Origin of the sequence: Corynebacterium epidermidicanis (assembly GCF_001021025.1) — a bacterium.
GTDB lineage: Bacteria > Actinomycetota > Actinomycetes > Mycobacteriales > Mycobacteriaceae > Corynebacterium > Corynebacterium epidermidicanis.
The window spans coordinates 1,635,775-1,652,604 of the sequence record NZ_CP011541.1 but is presented as its reverse complement, the minus strand read 5'-3'; the positions used below and the strand labels follow the sequence as shown (position 1 = coordinate 1,652,604).

14 protein-coding genes are annotated in these 16,830 nt (G+C 57.4%); 6 read left to right on the top strand and 8 right to left on the bottom strand.

The features are described 5' to 3' along the window. Nucleotides 1–115: 115 nt before the first annotated feature. The 3 genes from ftsY (at nt 116) to CEPID_RS07685 (ending at nt 3,787) form a co-directional block, all read left to right on the top strand. Nucleotides 116–1,678 carry a signal recognition particle-docking protein FtsY gene (ftsY, locus tag CEPID_RS07695; RefSeq protein WP_047241428.1) on the top strand — a complete coding sequence of 521 codons (1,563 nt, stop codon included), beginning with the start codon at nt 116–118 and terminating at the stop codon, nt 1,676–1,678. Between the two features lie 502 nt (nt 1,679–2,180). Beyond that, a complete protein-coding gene (locus tag CEPID_RS07690; protein ID WP_144413561.1) occupies nt 2,181–3,449 on the top strand; it encodes an ammonium transporter in 1,269 nt (422 codons plus the stop codon). After that, entirely contained in the window at nt 3,449–3,787 is a 339-nt protein-coding gene (locus tag CEPID_RS07685; protein WP_047240476.1) for a P-II family nitrogen regulator, read from the top strand. Before CEPID_RS07690 ends, CEPID_RS07685 begins: the two co-directional genes overlap by 1 nt. 5 nt (nt 3,788–3,792) lie before the next feature. Here CEPID_RS07685 and CEPID_RS12495 read toward each other — a convergent pair whose 3' ends face one another. Then, nucleotides 3,793–4,677 (bottom strand): polysaccharide deacetylase family protein, encoded by an 885-nt coding sequence (locus CEPID_RS12495; RefSeq protein ID WP_052843442.1) that lies wholly within the window; start codon nt 4,675–4,677, stop codon nt 3,793–3,795. Beyond that, nucleotides 4,670–4,963, bottom strand: a complete 294-nt coding sequence (locus CEPID_RS13140) for a hypothetical protein (RefSeq protein ID WP_144413481.1) — start codon at nt 4,961–4,963, stop codon at nt 4,670–4,672. Before CEPID_RS13140 ends, CEPID_RS12495 begins: the two co-directional genes overlap by 8 nt. 362 nt (nt 4,964–5,325) lie before the next feature. Between CEPID_RS13140 and ffh the strand changes: the two genes are divergently transcribed. Further along, on the top strand, nt 5,326–6,942 hold the full coding sequence (gene ffh / locus CEPID_RS07670; RefSeq protein WP_047240474.1) for a signal recognition particle protein: 1,617 nt from the start codon (nt 5,326–5,328) through the stop codon (nt 6,940–6,942). A gap of 31 nt (nt 6,943–6,973) precedes the next feature. On the opposite strand, the gene CEPID_RS07665 is transcribed toward ffh, so the two are convergent. Then, nucleotides 6,974–7,597, bottom strand: coding sequence for a response regulator transcription factor (locus tag CEPID_RS07665; RefSeq protein ID WP_047240473.1), 624 nt, complete (start codon nt 7,595–7,597; stop codon nt 6,974–6,976). Then, nucleotides 7,594–8,718, bottom strand: a complete 1,125-nt coding sequence (locus tag CEPID_RS12490; RefSeq protein WP_052843440.1) for a sensor histidine kinase — start codon at nt 8,716–8,718, stop codon at nt 7,594–7,596. The genes CEPID_RS07665 and CEPID_RS12490 overlap by 4 nt, the downstream gene beginning before the upstream one ends. A 111-nt stretch (nt 8,719–8,829) precedes the next feature. On the opposite strand from CEPID_RS12490, the gene CEPID_RS07655 reads away from it, so the two are divergent. Next, nucleotides 8,830–9,681: a CPBP family intramembrane glutamic endopeptidase gene (locus CEPID_RS07655; protein ID WP_158408034.1), complete on the top strand. Its 852-nt coding sequence runs from the start codon at nt 8,830–8,832 to the stop codon at nt 9,679–9,681. Between the two features lie 177 nt (nt 9,682–9,858). Beyond that, a complete protein-coding gene (gene rpsP / locus CEPID_RS07650) occupies nt 9,859–10,377 on the top strand; it encodes a 30S ribosomal protein S16 (protein WP_047240471.1) in 519 nt (172 codons plus the stop codon). A gap of 591 nt (nt 10,378–10,968) precedes the next feature. Here rpsP and CEPID_RS07645 read toward each other — a convergent pair. Genes CEPID_RS07645 through CEPID_RS07630 form a run of 4 tightly spaced genes read right to left on the bottom strand, consistent with a single transcriptional unit; the run spans nt 10,969 to nt 16,726 of the window. Further along, a complete protein-coding gene (locus tag CEPID_RS07645) occupies nt 10,969–12,639 on the bottom strand; it encodes an ABC transporter family substrate-binding protein (protein WP_047240470.1) in 1,671 nt (556 codons plus the stop codon). Nucleotides 12,640–12,669: 30 nt separating this feature from the next. Continuing rightward, the gene (locus tag CEPID_RS07640) at nt 12,670–14,691 is read right to left on the bottom strand and encodes a dipeptide ABC transporter ATP-binding protein (protein WP_047240469.1); all 2,022 of its coding nucleotides are present in this window, start codon (nt 14,689–14,691) and stop codon (nt 12,670–12,672) included. After that, entirely contained in the window at nt 14,692–15,732 is a 1,041-nt protein-coding gene (locus CEPID_RS07635) for an ABC transporter permease (protein ID WP_047240468.1), read from the bottom strand. It lies immediately after the preceding gene. Nucleotides 15,733–15,742: 10 nt separating this feature from the next. Beyond that, nucleotides 15,743–16,726 (bottom strand): ABC transporter permease, encoded by a 984-nt coding sequence (locus CEPID_RS07630; RefSeq protein WP_047240467.1) that lies wholly within the window; start codon nt 16,724–16,726, stop codon nt 15,743–15,745. Between the last annotated feature and the right edge of the window lie 104 nt (nt 16,727–16,830).

Below are 16,830 nucleotides of genomic sequence, written 5' to 3'. Positions count from 1 at the left end.
CTCCGCTCGCGATTCTCCCCATTTTTGGGGAAAGTGATGCACGATTGGGCACCGCAAGCTCTGTTGGCTCGGTTCAAGTGGCAGGACGGTGCCTCAACCTGACAGTATGGACAGCATGAATACCACTTATCTCATTATTGGTGCGGTTGTTGTCCTGCTGCTTTTGGTTGTGCTCCTCGTGGTGCTCGGAAACCAACGCAAAAAGGCAAAGACAATTTCGTTCTCCAAGGACAACGAGAAGACAAAAGAACTTACCCAGCAAGAAAAGAGCGGTAATTACACGGCTCAGAGTGGGTTCAACTTTGCGCCCGCGAAGCAGAAACAAGAACTGCTTCCTAATCAGCAGTTGGCAGAAACGACGCCAATTCAAGCTCAACAGGCACCGCAGGTTAAGGATCCGGTGCAACCAGTAGCTCCTTCCGGGCCAGCAGCGCCTGCCGAACCTGCACATCAGCCACAACCAGTGGAACCAGAGCCGATGACCTTGCGCAAAGTCGAACGCGAAGATAAATCCGATGAGGTCGAGGCTGTGGCGGAGGTCGAACCGGTGCATACTGAACCGGCTGCAGCGTCTCTGATGCCTGAGGAAGATGTGGAAGAGGCCGTCGATAAGCCCGCGGAAGCGGACATCGCAGCGGAGGCTGAGGAAGCCGCCGTAGCTGCGAGCGCTACCGCTGAGGGTGCCGAGGCTGCGCTAGCACAGACCCCGGCCCCTGATACCGAGCCTGTGCCGGCACCGCAGCCGTTGGACGAGATTGAACCCGCAGCGGGGCGCCTGGGTAAGCTGCGTGGCAAGCTCGCTAAGTCGAACAACTTCCTGGGGCAGTCAGTGCTGGGCATGCTTTCCGCAGGTGACCTTGACGAGGATGCGTGGGAAGAAATCGAAGATCAGCTCATCATGGCTGACCTTGGTGCTAACACCTCGGTGAAAGCAGTTGAGATGCTGCGCGAAAAGATCGCCGAGCGAGGCGTGTCTTCCGAGGCAGAGGCGAAGGCCATGCTGCGCGAGACGCTGATTGAGATTGGGCGCCCAGAGCTGGATCGTTCGATCAAGGCGATGCCTTATGAAGGCAAGCCTGCGGTGGTCTTGGTGGTCGGTGTGAACGGCACCGGTAAGACCACTACTACCGGCAAGCTTGCCCGTGTGCTCGTGTCGATGGGGCATAAGGTTCTTCTTGGCGCGGCTGATACCTTCCGTGCGGCTGCCGCTGACCAGCTTGAGACGTGGGGGCGTCGCGTAGGTGCGGAGACTGTCCGCGGCGCCGAGGGCGCAGATCCGGCTTCCGTGGCGTTCGATGCCGTGGCGAAGGGCGTGGAAACCCAAGCCGACGTGGTGCTGATTGATACCGCCGGCCGCCTGCACACCTCGGTTGGCCTGATGGATCAGCTGGGCAAGGTCAAGCGCGTGGTGGAGAAAAAGGCCAAGGTCGATGAGGTTCTGCTGGTCCTCGACGCAACCGTCGGGCAGAACGGCCTCATCCAGGCCCGCACGTTCCGCGACGTCGTGGACATTACCGGCGTGGTGTTGACCAAGCTGGACGGCACCGCGAAGGGCGGCATTGTCTTCCAGGTCCAAGAAGAGCTGGGTGTGCCGGTGAAGCTCGTGGGTCTCGGTGAAGGTGCAGACCACCTGGCTCCATTCGAGGTAGAAAGCTTTGTCGACGCCCTGTTGGCATAGCCATGAGGCATTGAAAAGCTGAAGAACCTGCCTGCGGAAATCCGTAGGCAGGGGGGTAAGTAAAGAAACGTGTGTCCGGTCGGCGTGTCGCCGGCGGTGCGGGTGTGCTGCATAAGTGCTATGTCGTCGCTTCGGCGTAGTCCGACTACGTAGAGCAGCGTTTTTTCATGAATATAATCCCGCAGCGGTAGTCCGACTACACCGAAGGGACGACATCGAGCGGGCTACGGCTCCCAGACCACAGTAAATACTGGCTTCAGGCCAACAACACTGCGGAAAACGCACATCAGAGACACACTTTTCTTTACTTAACCCTAGGCAGGTTCTTTGCGTAAGCAGCTGCTATTGAAAGACCGTGAATAAAACCCGGATTAGAAATTCTTATGCAGGAACAGGAGTCCTAAATTAGATGTATTAGTTTCAGAGTCGATGGGCCCTTTGTGGGTTAAGAGAGAAAAGGGAGCCCGTCGTGAATGCGGAGAATCTAGCAAACATCCCGTGGATGTTAATTTCGACAGCGTTGGTGCTCTTCATGACACCGGCGCTCGCGCTGTTTTATGGTGGCATGTCCCGCCAAAAATCGGTGCTCAACATGATGATGATGTCTTTCGGTTCGCTGGGTGTTGTCACTGTGGTGTACGTGTTGTGGGGCTGGTCAATGTCCTACGGTGATCAATCAGTATTGGGCATTTTTGGCAATCCCTTCGAATATTTTGGGTTGCGCAACACTATTGGTACGGCCGATGCGCCGATCATGTCCTCGTTCGGTTATCCAAAGGTGATCGAGGTGGGCTACCAGCTCACCTTCGCGGTGATCGCCTGCGCCTTGATTTCTGGAGCGTTGGCTGACCGCGTGAAGTTCGGTACCTGGCTTGTCTTCACTGGTTTGTGGTCCACTTTTGTGTATTTCCCGCTTGTACACATGGTGTGGGGAGGTGGATTTCTATCGGAGAAGGCCGAATCTCTCTCGGGGTGGATGTTCGGGCGTGATGGTGAAGAAGCAGCGGTGCCACCGGTTGATTTCGCAGGTGGTATTGCAATTCACATTTCCGCCGGTACAGCAGCGCTTTTATTGGCTATTTGTGTAGGCCGCCGGCACACCTTCTTGAAGACGGCGCACCGACCGCACAACCTTCCCTTCGTGATGTTGGGTGCGGCGTTGCTGTGGTTTGGTTGGTTCGGATTCAATGGCGGATCGGCGCACAGTGCGAGCTGGCTCGCAGGACTAGCAACACTCAACACCACCTGCGCGGCGGCAGCGGGTATCCTCGGCTGGTTGCTTGCTGAGAAGCTCCGAGACGGTCACGCGACATCACTCGGCGCTGCCTCCGGCATTGTTGCTGGACTGGTATCCATCACACCCGCGGCAGGCGTCTTAAACCCGGTAACCTCTCTGGTGCTTGGATTCATCGGTGGGATTCTCGCGGCACTTGGCGTTGCTTTGAAGTTTCGGTTTAAGTTTGATGACTCCCTCGATGTTGTCGGCGTGCACCTCGTCGCCGGTATCTGGGGCACAATTGGCCTTGCGCTGCTCGCCGATCACATCGGCCTGTTTATGGGCGGCGGCTGGTACGGCCTCAAGCTGTTAATCGTGCAGATTGTCGTGGCAGCTGCGACGATGCTCTACACGGGTGTACTCACCGCGATTATTGGTTGGATCCTCGAAAAGGTAATGGGCTGGCGTGTTGATCGGGCTATCGAACACGGCGGTATTGATGCTCACGTGCACGGCGAAACCGCCTACGACGCCCTTGGAATGGAAGGTAAGTAATGCTCCTCATCAGTGCTGTAATCCAGCCCTTTATGCTTGACGACGTCCGCGCGGCACTCACTGACCTGGGGTGCCACGGCATGACTGTTTCCGAAGTCCAGGGGTTCGGAATGCAAAAGAGCCATAGTGAGGTCTACCGTGGGGCGACCTACACGCCGGACTATGTGGCGAAATCCAAAATCGAGGTGCTCATTCACGAGCAGTTCGTCGAGCAGGTCATCGATGCCATTGTGAAATCAGCCCGGACCGGCAAAGTCGGCGATGGAAAAATCTGGGTGACCCGGGTGGAAGATGCCGTGCGAATCCGCACTGGTGAACGAGGAGATCAAGCCCTCTAGCCGAGCTACTTTCCGTCCCAAGATTGACTGTGCTTGAGTTCGCTCACCGTCACCAGCGTGAAGCCTCGCTGCTGGAGCCCCTCAATTACGCAAGGAGTGGCATCCGCAGTGGTGTTGTGCATGTCGTGCATCAGGATGATTGATCCGGGCTGAGCGCTGTCGACCGCGCGGGAACAAACTATTTGTGGGTCGCGGTTCAACCAGTCCTTGGAGTCGATGGTCCACATCACTACTGATTGGCCAAAGCTTTCGGCTACGGCGGCGACAGTGCTATTGGTTGCTCCATAAGGTGGGCGCATTACTTTGGGAGTGGTACCGATTGCTTTGTTGATGGCGTTGTTTGTATCTGAGAGCTGATAAGAGATCTGTCCGGCAGTAAGCGTGTTTAGTTTTGGGTGGCTCCAGGAATGGTTGCCAACCTCGTTGCCCTCGGCAACGATGCGTTGGACCATTTCGGGGCGAAGCGCGACCTTTTGACCGATGGTGAAGAAGGTTGCGTGGGCGCCTCGCTTCTGCAGGGCATCAAGGACCCGGGGAGTCGCGTCTTCCGGACCATCATCGTAGGTGATTGCCACGCAGTTGTGTGGGCACTGACTCAGGTCGCGGGCAGGGGCCTGTTCCGGCAAGCCCAAAAGCCCAAATGCGCTCTCTGCAGTTAGGTAGGGGCGCAGGTTTTCCGCAGGTAAGGTGAAGTCGGTTGTTGTGCCTGCGATTGGCTCGGGAATTTGGAAAACTAGCTTATTGCCATCTGTGATCCCGAAGTTGTCGAACTCATGGTGCTGGATTAGCTGGCGTTGTTGTTCTGACAGTGGCCTTTGAGATTGTGCCCAATTCAGCAGCTGCCCCCGCGCGTACGCATGGAAGGCTTGGATCGATTCACTGTCATGCATGAGGCCTGCCACTGTTAGGGCTTTGCCGTCCACTCGCGAGAAGGTCGTTGGGGGGAGTGCGCTGCGGGCTGCCGTCGTCTAGCTTTGCTACCACGACCACCGAAAGTAACTGGTCATTGAGGTAGGACAGTTCGTAGCCTTTTTTATTCCCGGGAGTGGCGTCGATGTAGGCTTCTAGCTCCGCGTTTAGTGTGGCATTCGAGGTGACCGGGTATTGGGTTTCGATCTGGGCAGTTTTGTCGATTATATGCTTCGTCTGGATGTCTGGGTACCCTGAATCGCTCACGTATTCGCTAGTCGATGGCCCAGCTGCCGAAAGGACGCCAAAACTTGGGTGCAGAACTAGAAGTCCCGTCCCAAGAAAAATTCCGAAAGCCAGCAGAAAAGTCAGCGTATTTTTGCGGGCGAACTTGCGAAGATGTGAGCTGTGCACCGTAAGTTGCTTCCAGGTATTCGTAAGCTGTTTTCCATGCAATGACAATACCCTTAACGTGTAGATGCGCTTGACAGCAATTCAAAATGTGATGCATTTAACTCATGCTCCCGCTTTTCGACGGCCGTTAGCGAACAATCCGTAGGAAATAGTGGTTCGCTTGGTCGGTCTACTAACATAGGTACGAATCCATCCAAGACTAGGGAGCAATAGACGTGTTTGAATCTTTGTCCGACCGCCTCCAATCAGCCCTGACCGGTCTGCGTGGCAAGGGCAAGCTTTCGGAGGCCGACATCAACGCCACCGCGCGTGAGATTCGCCTAGCTCTCTTGGAAGCCGACGTCTCGCTGACCGTCGTCCGTGGCTTCATCAAGCGCATCAAGGAGCGCGCCGCTGGTGCGGAGGTTTCCGAGGCGCTGAACCCTGCGCAGCAGGTCATCAAGATTGTCAACGAGGAACTGGTGGAAATCCTCGGCGGTGAAACCCGGCGGCTTTCTTATGCGAAGAACCCACCCACGGTCATCATGCTCGCGGGTCTGCAGGGTGCAGGTAAGACCACTTTGGCTGGTAAGCTCGCGAAGCACCTGGTCAAGCAGGGGCACACCCCTATGCTGGTAGCTTGTGACTTGCAGCGTCCCGGCGCAGTCCAACAGCTGCAGATCGTCGGTGAGCGCGCAGGCGTACCGACGTTCGCACCTGATCCCGGCACTGCCATTGACACCCTCGAACACGAGATGGGCACTTCGCACGGCGACCCGGTTGCGGTGGCTCGCGAAGGCATTGAGGAAGCTAAGCGACAGCAGCGCGACGTCGTGATCGTGGACACCGCCGGTCGCTTGGGTATCGACGAAACCCTAATGCAGCAGGCCCGCAACATTCGCGACGCCGTGAACCCTGATGAAGTTCTGTTCGTCATCGACGCGATGATCGGTCAGGACGCCGTGCAGACCGCTCAGGCGTTCCGCGATGGCGTGGACTTCACCGGTGTGGTTTTGACCAAGCTTGATGGCGACGCCCGCGGTGGTGCCGCGCTATCGATCCGTGAGGTGACTGGCAAGCCAATCATGTTTGCCTCCACGGGCGAAAAACTTGAAGACTTCGACGTCTTCCACCCAGAACGCATGGCCAGCCGGATCCTCGGTATGGGCGATATGCTCACCCTGATCGAACAGGCAGAGGCCCACCTGGATCAAGAAAAGGCCATGCAAGCGGCCCAGAAGATGGGCACTGGCGAACTGACGCTGGAAGACTTCCTCGATCAAATGCTGATGATCCGCCGCATGGGGCCCATCGGCAACATCTTGAAAATGCTGCCTGGTGGCAAACAGATGTCCCAAATGGCCGACATGGTCGATGAAAAGCATCTGGACCGCATCCAGGCCATCATTCGGGGCATGACCCCTGCAGAACGACAGGATCCATCCATTCTGAATGCGTCCCGGCGCAAGCGCATCGCCAACGGTTCTGGTGTCGCCGTGGCTGACGTAAACAATCTTGTCGAGCGCTTCTTCGAAGCGAAGAAGATGATGGGCAAGATGGCTGGTCAGATGGGTATGGGTGGCATGGGTGGCTCGGCCACGAAGAAGCAGCGCAAGACCCGCAAGGGCAAGAACGGTAAGAAGAAGCCGATCAAGAACCGCGGCCCAAAGATGCCGGGCGGAATGCCGGGCATGAGTGGTATGCCTGGTGGTATGCCAGACATGGCCGAGCTGCAGAAGCTCCAGGAACAAATGGGCGGCGCAGGTGGCGGTATGCCAGGAATGCCAGGCATGCCCAAGATGCCAAAGGGTATGGAGAACATCGACCTCAGCAAGTTGAAGTTTGACAAATAGCTAGCGCTGGAAGGAACGCGCCGTCGACAAGCTAGGCGGCGTTGTGCTCCAGGATCTTTATCGCTACCTGCACTCGATTAGTGCAGTCGAGCTTTTCCATTATTCGTGCGATGTGTGTCTTTACGGTTGACAACGATAGGTACAGTTCCGCGGAAATCTCTTGGTTGGTCTTACCAGAGGCGATCAGTTGGCCAACCTCCAGTTCCCGTTCGCTCAACGCGGACATGCGTGGATCCCTGGCGCGCGGCCTAGCACGGTCAAGCAGTTCTTGCAACACGGAAGGTGAGAGAAGGGTTTGGCTGGCAGCTGCGGCCCGGATCGCTGCGATGAGTTGGAGGGGCGGTGTCGTTTTGAGCAAGAAGCCGATTGCGCCGTTATTCAGCGCTGCTAGGACGTTTGATTGGGTGTCGAACGCCGTGAGCACCAACACTTCAGGCCCACTACCCAATGCCTTGATACGTTCGAGGGCTTCGAGGCCATCCATCAGTGGCATGCGCAAGTCGAGTAGTAGCACGTCGCACTGAGGAGCCAAGGCGAGGGCTTCTTTTCCGTTGCTAGCTTCCCCGATGCATTTCAGGTCCGGCGCTGAATCCACCAGCATGCGCAGGCCGTGACGCATGAGCGCTTCGTCGTCGGCGATGGCAACTCGAATCATGGAAGATCCAAAGACACGGTAAAGGGATCGGTGGTGACGGTGAGGCTGCCACCGCTGAGTTCGGCGCGCTCGCGGAGCCCGATGAGACCGACTCCGCTGGGGCCCGGCGCTGCTGGACCGGGATTACTCACCGAGACTCGGAGACCTTCTGCCCCGGAAACACGAATGTGTACCGGAGCACCATGAGCGTGTTTGCGGGCGTTGGTGAGACTTTCCTGCAGCATACGATGCACAGTGTGTTGAGCAGTGGTGCTGAGCTTGGCCAACTTTCCCGCGCCCTTGGGATCGATGTCGAGCGTGAGGTCCATGCCCGCGTTGCGTGCCTGAGCCACCATTTCAGTCACGCTTTGCCGTGGATCCACAGACTCCGGCTCGGTCCGCAGCACAGACAGCACGTCCTGCAAATCCGCCACTGCTTCTGCGGCTTGTTGCCTGATGGTGGCTGCCTCTCTCGCCCGCGCTTCAGCATCCAGGTCCTGCCTCAGCTCGAGGACTCCCGCGTGCACCGAGATCAAGCTGAGTCGGTGGGTGAGGGAGTCATGCATGTCCCGCGCCACCCGCAGGCGTTCGTCGTGACGTGCGCTCAGTTGTGCTTCTTGCCAAGCAGCGGCCGCTGCTTCTCGACGCTTTCCCTTGTTGATCCCAATTAATAGGCATATCACGATCACCACGCACGATAACCCGAAAGCCGGAATGATGCTGGATTTATCCGGGTCGGCGGACAGGCTAAGAGCGGTCCCGCAGATTCCTGCTGCCGAGGCGAGGGCGGCCCACCGGATGGAACGTCGAGAAGCTAGCTCGATGATGGCAAGCAAACCGGCGTAGACGCCCAGGCAGCCGAAGGTGCCCAGGGAGATGGTTACTGTTGCCACGACGTATTGAGATGGGCGTTCGTTGCGAGTGCCTCGTAGTACAAACGGTAGGCCGGCGATGCTAACAATCCCGGCGGGGAGCTGCATGAGCAGATACGCCGTGCGGGGGAGGACATATGAATCAGGCAGCATTTCGATGTCTTGAAAGTCGAAGGTCAGAGGCCAAAACATGATGTAGGTGATGAACCCGAAGAAAGCGCACGTTAGGGTCGCCGTCACCCACGACGGGCGGAGTGCAGGGGCGGTCATAGGGCCTAACTCTAGCCGGTCGTGGTGTTCGTGCGGTGTCGGCCGAAAGTATGAAAAGGTCCGGCCGCTCGCCCGATGTGGCTGCTTCCCCGTGGTGCGAGCCTTGAACCCATGTCATATTTCATTCAAGCCCACCGGCGTTGGTGGCAACCGTTGTTGGAAATCCTTCTCGTGCTTTTATTCTGGCCGATCTTTGTTGGGCTCAGTCTCGGTGGAGTGGAGCTAGTCGCGTGGACAGTGGGGCAGGGCGGTTTTGTGGACCGTGGCTTAGTGGAGCCGATGGACATGAACCAGGTCGAAAGCAGCATGGCGCTGCTGCTGATGTTGGCGGCAGGAGTACCCGCCGTGTTGCTGGCTGCGCGGATCGTTAGGGGCCGGAACTGGCGAAGCGTCCTAGGTGTGCATGGATTTAGTTGGCGTCACTTTGGACTCGGTATTGCCGTAGTGCTGCCAATGGCGTTGTGCTTCGTGAGTACCATGTACCTGATAGGTCCACCGCGCTCCGTGGCAGTAAATTGGCCACTGCTACTGGTCTGCTCTTTGTTTGTGCCGCTGCAGTCAATAGCCGAAGAGTTGGTGTTCCGCGGGGTACTGGCGCAGGCAGTGGGGAAATGGACAAGGTCGTGGATTGTGGCGCTGATAGCTCCCATGCCACTCTTTGTCCTTGGCCATGACTATTCGTGGGCCGGGCTGATGTCCATCGCCTGGTTTGCCTTGTGCGCCGGATATCTAGCCCATCGAACCGGCGGGTTGGCAGCACCTATGGCCTTCCACGTTGCCAATAATCTCGGCTACTTCTGGTTCGGTGCCATTGGCTTGATGGATCTTAATGCGGTGGATGTGTCTGTGCCGGAGGCCCTGATCGACGTCCTATTCTGCACGCTTGCAACCTGGGCGGTGCTCTCGATCGAGCGTAGGCTGCAACCTAAGACGGTCGTGCGTAGTACTTTAGATGGGAGATAGCTAGGGGGCTATTTGGATTCAGCGTAGTGACTGATCTAAACTAGTCGAGTCCTGCGTAATTTTCGCCTCCGGCTCCGGCCGAACGAAGACGTCACACGCAGACCAAAACAAGGGTTGAACCGGCTTGCTCGCCCTGAGCAGGTGACTGTACTGCCCAGTGACTAGAAGGAAAAACACATGGCTGTTAAGTTCAAGCTGCAGCGTATGGGCAAGATCCGTACGCCTCACTACCGCGTAGTTATCGCTGACTCCCGCACCAAGCGCGACGGCAAGGTTATCGAGAACATCGGTATCTACGAGCCAAAGGCTGAGCCATCTGTCATCAAGATCGACTCCGAGCGCGCTCAGTACTGGCTGTCCGTTGGTGCACAGCCAACCGAGGCAGTTCTCGCTCTGCTGAAGGTCACCGGTGACTGGCAGAAGTTCAAGGGCCTCCCAGGTGCAGAAGGCACCTTGAAGGTCGCTGAAGAGAAGCCATCCAAGCTCGACCTGTTCAACCAGGCTCTTGCTGAGGCTGCCGACGCCCCGACCGCTGAGGCAATCACCGAGAAGAAGCGCAAGGCTAAGGAAGAAGCTGAAGCTAAGGCTGCTGCAGAGAAGGCCGCTGCTGAGAAGGCTGCTGCCGAGGAAGCTGAGAAGGCTGCTGCAGAAGAAGCTCCTGCCGAGGAAGCTGCTGCCGAAGAGTCCGCAGAGTAATTCTTCTTACTCATTAGGCCACCGGGACGCGCATGTGAATGCGCTCCGGTGGCCTTTTGCATGGGTGACTTTTGATGTCAGCGATGTGTTTGGCCGGTTTGGTCGTGGCCGCGGTTCTTTGAGAGCTCGCTTTATGGTTGTGTAATTGGCTGGGTGGATTTTGTTTCGTTCGTATGGAGCTGCACACCTGCCTTGGCAACGCTACAGTTCGCAACTGCGGTTACATCCCATAGCCTCGTGTTCGTTGCCGGGGGAGCGTCAAGTCTCTGCTGGCCGGGCTCCGCGGGACTGATTGAAGCACCACATCCGCAGCATCGTTTTGCCACGGATAGACCACGGCCAGGATCGACGCCTGATTTATGGAAGATGCTCGGCGAAGAGTCCGCTTCCGCCAGCATGCGTGTCATCAGATAGGTGAGGGCCAAACTTCACCACACCATATGGCTCATTACTGCCACGATTGGGGCGCTATCGTGTGGTGAAGTTTCAAAGCACCGTTCGAAAAAGCGATCGCAAACCAAAACCCCACGATGAGAGTACTCTTCAAAAGCATTCTCATCGTGGGGCGACGGATGGGACACAGCTCTTAAGCTACTTCTTCCAGCCTACGGTCTCAACAGCGTTAACCTGGAAGCCGGTGGATACAGCATTGGCCAGGCCATTCTTAGTGATAGCCATCGTTGGGCCGTTGTACATCGGGATAACACCGAAGCGCTTGAATGCTTCTACTTCGAGCTCGTTGCCGCGGTCAATCTGCTCCTTTTGGGTAGGCAGCTTGCGCATTTCCTGGATCTTGGCATCGAGTTCTGGGGTGCCGGTGTCCGACTTGTTCAGCTGAGAGTCAGAAAGGTAGGTCTGACCGAAGTACGCCATGCCGTAGGGATCGCTAGCAGCGAAGCCCATTGGGAAGAGATCAAAGTCGCGCTGCTTGGCCACCTGGGAGAACTCGGAAGATGGGCGCTGCTGGATCTGGCAGTCAATTCCGACGTCCTTGAGCATCTTCTGGGTGGCTTGCGCCATAGCGCGGGAGACTTCGGCGTCGCCCAGCAAAACGTAGCGGATGGTCAGCTTCTGGCCATTCTTCTCGTAGACACCATCGGCGCCCTTGGTGTAGCCAGCCTCTTCGAGCAGCTTCTTCGCCTTCTCCGGGTCGGCCTTAGGGATTACCTGGGCGTAGTTGTCCTTGTACACATCAGTTTGGAACTGGAAGATCTGCAGGGAACCAGGGGTCTTCTCCTCGTATGGGATGCCATTGAAGCGGATCTTGCCGATCTGCTCGCGGTCGATGGCGGTGGCAACAGCTTCGCGGACCTTGATGTCGCTGAGCACTGGGGACTTACCGTTGAGGGTGAACAGCGAGGTCGATGGGATCGGGCCAGTGATCTGCTGGGTGTTCGGCATGTCCTTCGTCGCGGAGTAGCGTTCCTTGTTGCCATTGAGGGTGACATCGATTTCGCCGTTCTTGAAGGCGTTCAAAGATGCGCTGGATTCCATCTGGCGGAAGACGCGCTTGTCCAGCTTACCTGGGCGGCCCCACCACTTTTCATTCTTGACGAAGGTCGCTTCACCCTTGTTGAAGTCTACATTTTCCACCTTGTACGGACCAGCGCCCCATTCTGGGTGCACCTTCTTCAGGTAGTCGTTGTAGTTTGCCGGATCGGTGACTGCAGGGTGGACGACGAGGTTGAACAGGCCTTGCCACCATGGGTAGGTGCCTTCGAACTCGACGACGGCGTCGCGGTCAGTTGCGCCCTTGGTCACCGACTTGATCTGCTCGTAACCGTCGGTGGAGTCCGGAGAGTAAGCAGGATCTTTGCCGTTGGAGATCTTCCAGGTGGCTTCGATGGTGCGCCAGTCAATCGGGGTGCCATCATTGAAGGTCGCCTTGTCGTTGAATGAAAACGTCACCTTGGTGTTCTCACCGGACTTTTCTTCTTTGACGTCCTTCAGGTACTCCTTGTTGAAGGAGTAGTTGCCCTTTTCGTCGAAAAGCGCGAGCTGTGGGTTGTACCAAGCCCAGAGGTCACGGGTGTAGCGGGTGCCGTCGGCGTGGAAAGTGTTTTGCTGTGGCGAGATTTCTTCAATTGCGGTGGTGACGGTGCCACCGTCCTTTAGGTCCTCGTAGGCCACTGCGGAGATGTTGGACTTGGAGATGTCCACCTTTGGCTCATTCTGGGTACCACCTCCTCCGCCACAGGCGGAGAGAGTGAGGGCGCCTACGGCGATGAGGGCCGCCAATGGGCGGGTGTATAAGCGTCGCATGTGCGTCTTCCTTTCTTAAGGGTTGAAAAATTACCGGTGGTGGCACGCCACGAACTGGTCTTGATCTTGCACTTGGTGCATCGGCACCGGGCGCTGGCAGACTGCCTGTTCATCAGGCGCCAGCGTTTGATGCAGCGGGCACCTGGAGATGAACGGGCAACCTGCCTCGGTGTCGGTAGCCGCACCGGTTGCCTTAACTGTGGTTTCGGTCAAGATGATGCGTTCCCGGGACCGCTCCAGTGCTGGGTCAGCCAACGGGATGGCGGAGAGCAGCGCCTGGGTGTATGGGTGACGGGGGTCGTCGAAAAGCGCTTGGGTAGTGCCCTGTTCGACGAAGCTTCCGCGGTACATGACCGCGACCCGGTCAGAGATATGGCGGATGACGGAAAGATCGTGGGCCACGAAAAGGTAGCTGACACCGAGCTTTGCTTTCAGGTCGGCCAGCAGGTTAAGCAGGCCAGCCTGAATGGAGACGTCCAGGGCGGATACCGGCTCGTCGAGCACAATGAGTTTTGGTTTGGCAGCAAGCGCGCGAGCGACGTTGATGCGTTGCCGCTGACCGCCGGAGAAGTGGCCGGGGAAGCGGTCGATGTGCGCGGGGTTGAGGCCTACGAGTTCCATAAGTTCCGAGACGCGGTCGTCGTGGTTGCCTTTATAGCCAAGCGCGACTAGCGGTTCCTTGAGGATTTCCGAGATCGTCATGCGCGGGTCGAGGGCGCCCATCGGATCCTGGAAGACGATCTGGATGTCCTTGCGGGCGGCTTTGCGGGCAGCACGAGAAAACTCCGCAGTGTTCTTCCCGCCGAGGATCACCGTTGACCCGTCGGAAGGGGCAAGCTCCATGATCTCCAACAACGTGGTGGTCTTGCCGGACCCGGATTCGCCGACGATCGCGAAGCACTCACCGGCTTTGATGTCAAAGCTCACCTTGTTTACGGCCTGCACGTTGCCCACTTGGCGCTTGAGCAGCGATCCCTTGAACACTGGGAATTGCTTGCTCAGGTCCCGAACTTCCAGCACAGTCTCGCGCTGGTCTCGGGGGAGCTTTTCCAAGGTGGAGCTGGCGACCTCTGGGACTGGGTAGATATTGCGGTCGGTGAGATCGTGGACGCAGGCGATGTGGTGGTCGTTCGTACCTGGTACTGGGCGCAGCACAGGTTCTTTCGCGAGGCATTCTGGCCCGGCGATCGGGCAGCGCGGAGCGAAAGCGCACTCATCGGGCAAATTAACGACAATCGGTGGGTTGCCCTTGATAGTGGTCAACACCTCAGATGGTCGATCGAGCTTCGGGATCGACTCCAGCAGACCAATCGTGTACGGCATCATAGGCGAGGCGAAAAGTTTGTCTACCTGCGCGTACTCCACGGGACGGCCGGCATACATCACCATGACGTCGTCGGCCACGCCGGCCACGACCCCCATGTCGTGCGTAATCATGATCGTGGCAGCATTGGTCTCTTTCTGCGCCACTTTGATCAGGTCGAGGATCTGAGCCTGGATCGTCACATCGAGTGCCGTGGTCGGCTCGTCGGCGATCAAGACAGACGGGTTGTTGGCAATTGCGATAGCGATCACCACACGCTGGCGCATACCGCCAGAGAACTCGTGGGGGAAAGACTTGACCCGGCGCTGTGGCTCGGGAATTCCCACCAGATCCAGCAGCTCTATTGCCTGTTTCCACGCCTGCTGTCGCGAGACCTTTTGGTGAGCCAAGATCGCCTCCACGATTTGGTCACCGACCGTAAATACCGGGGTCAGTGCGGACAGCGGGTCCTGGAAGATCATGCCGATTTCGCGGCCACGAACTTTGGACATCTCGGCGTCGGAAAGCCCAATGAGCTCGCGACCGTTGAGTTGGACGGAGCCAGTCACGTCGGCGTAGCCGGGCAACAAACCCATGATTGCCATCGAGGTTACGGACTTGCCCGATCCGGACTCGCCCACGATCGCGAGGGTGCGGCCTGGCTGCAGTTCGAAGTTAACTCCGCGCACGGCATTAACGACGCCCGCCTCGGAAGGGAATGAGACGCGAAGGTCAGTTATGCTCAGCATTTAGGCTCGTCCTCCTGCGTTGGAGTTTGGATCAAGGGCATCGCGCAGACCGTCGGCGATGAATGCCATGGAGACGGTGAGCAAGGTCAGCACACCGGCTGGGAAGTAGAACTCCCACGGCGATGACTGCAAGGAATTGGCTCCGGAGGAAAGAAGGGTGCCGAGGGAGACATCGGGGATTTTCACGCCGAGCCCCAGGAAGGACAGGCCAGTCTCGCTCATCACCGTGGAAACCACGCCTAGGGTGAGGTTGATGATCAGCAACGAACCGATGTTCGGGATCATGTGGCGGACGATGGTGGTAAACGAGGACACACCCATGTAGCGTGCCGCGCGGATGTACTCACGTTCGCGCAGGGAAATCGACATCGACCAAATCACGCGGGCGTAGTACACCCAGCCGAAGAGGATGAGCACGCCGGTGAGCATCTTCCAGTCACCGCCCGAACCCGAGACCATCAGGGCGATCAACAGGAAGGATGGGATCACGAGTAAGAAGTGGATGATGCCGAGGATCACTCGTTCGGGGCGGCCACCGAGCAAGGCAGCTGCCGAGCCGACCACCGCAGCGATTATTGTGGTTGCTGCAGACACCAAAATTGCGATAACTAGGGATCGCCCCAAGCCGTGGACGACCATGGCAAAGAGATCCGTGCCAGAGGAGCTGGTTCCGAACCAGTGTTCGCTGCTCGGTGGTTCTGACAACGCCATGAAGTCCGGGTCAGTGTAGTCCCACTTGGCTAAGAACCCGCCGAAAATCGCGAAGAACACCAACACAATGAAGATCACCGCGCCGATGACGGCCATCTTGTTGCGCATGAAGCGCTTGAAGTACAGCTGGTACTTCTTCATGGGGCGTTTGGTCTTGAGCCGGTTGTGCTCTTCGAATTCTTGCGCTTGGACGATCTCGTCTTCGCGCGCATTGATCAAGCCCGTGGTAGCGAGTGGTGCGCCGCTGGCGGAGTAGTCACCAGTTGCGGAAATTCCTTCCGCGAGGTTCTCAACGCGGTCATCGCCGCTGTTGCGGTATTCCTTTTGCATGGTGATTCTCCTAGTTCACGCGGACGCGTGGGTCGAGGAACACTACGAAAATGTCACTGAGCAGCGCGCCGATGGCCGTCATGAGGGCGCCGAAGGCAGCCACTGCGACGACGCCATGGATGTCATTTTTCGCGATGGTCTGAATGAAGTATTGACCCATGCCCTGCCAGCCGAAGATGGTTTCCGTCATCACCGCGCCCGTAAAGATACCGGGGATGGAGAACGCAACCGAGGTAGCAACCGGGATGATTGACGTGCGCAGCGCGTGTCGACGAATTGCCTGTTGGCGAGTCAACCCCTTGGCCCGGGCGGTACGAACATAGTCTGCGTCGATGTTGTCGAGCAAAATCGACCGCTGCATGAAGTGGTAACCCGCATAGGAGATGATGACCAGGGAAACTGTCGGCAACACGAGGTGCTGGGCTGCGTCGACAAGCTGTGGGAAGAAGCCCGTCACACCCGAACTTGAGGCGCCCGTGACGTAGAAGACGTTGGTTCCTGCGGCCTTGTTGATTTCGATGGCAGCCCACACGACGGCAATGCTTGCGACGACGACGTGGATGTTCATCGTAAAGATGGAGAGAGTCTGGAAAACGCGGTCGCCCGTCTTGTACTGACGGGATGCGGTGTACACGCCGATCCCGACGCCGATGACAACGGACAAGATGGTGGCCAGAAGCAGCAACTGTGCAGAGACCCAGATGCGGTAGGAAATTTGCTCGTTGACGGAGTCACCAATCGGGGAGGTGCCCCAATTCCAGTGGAGAAGAATGTCAGTGAGCCAGGTCCACCAACGATCGAGTAAGGGTTCCTTGTCGTTGAGGTTGAGTGGTTGCAGGATCTGATCGACGCGTTCCTCAGGGATCGGAGGCCGACGACCTTCGTAATTAGATCGAGGATCGAGAAAAGCATTTGCCAGCAAGTAAGTGATGTTCACCGCGACAAATATCATGACTACCCAGCCAGCAGTCTTTTTGATCAGGAACTTGATCATGGTCTACTTTCCAAAATCAAACAAAGAGTGTGTGTTGACACACAACTTAATCACATTGTGAGGGTACATACTGTCATTTTGAAAAAAATTCTAGGCAGCGAAGA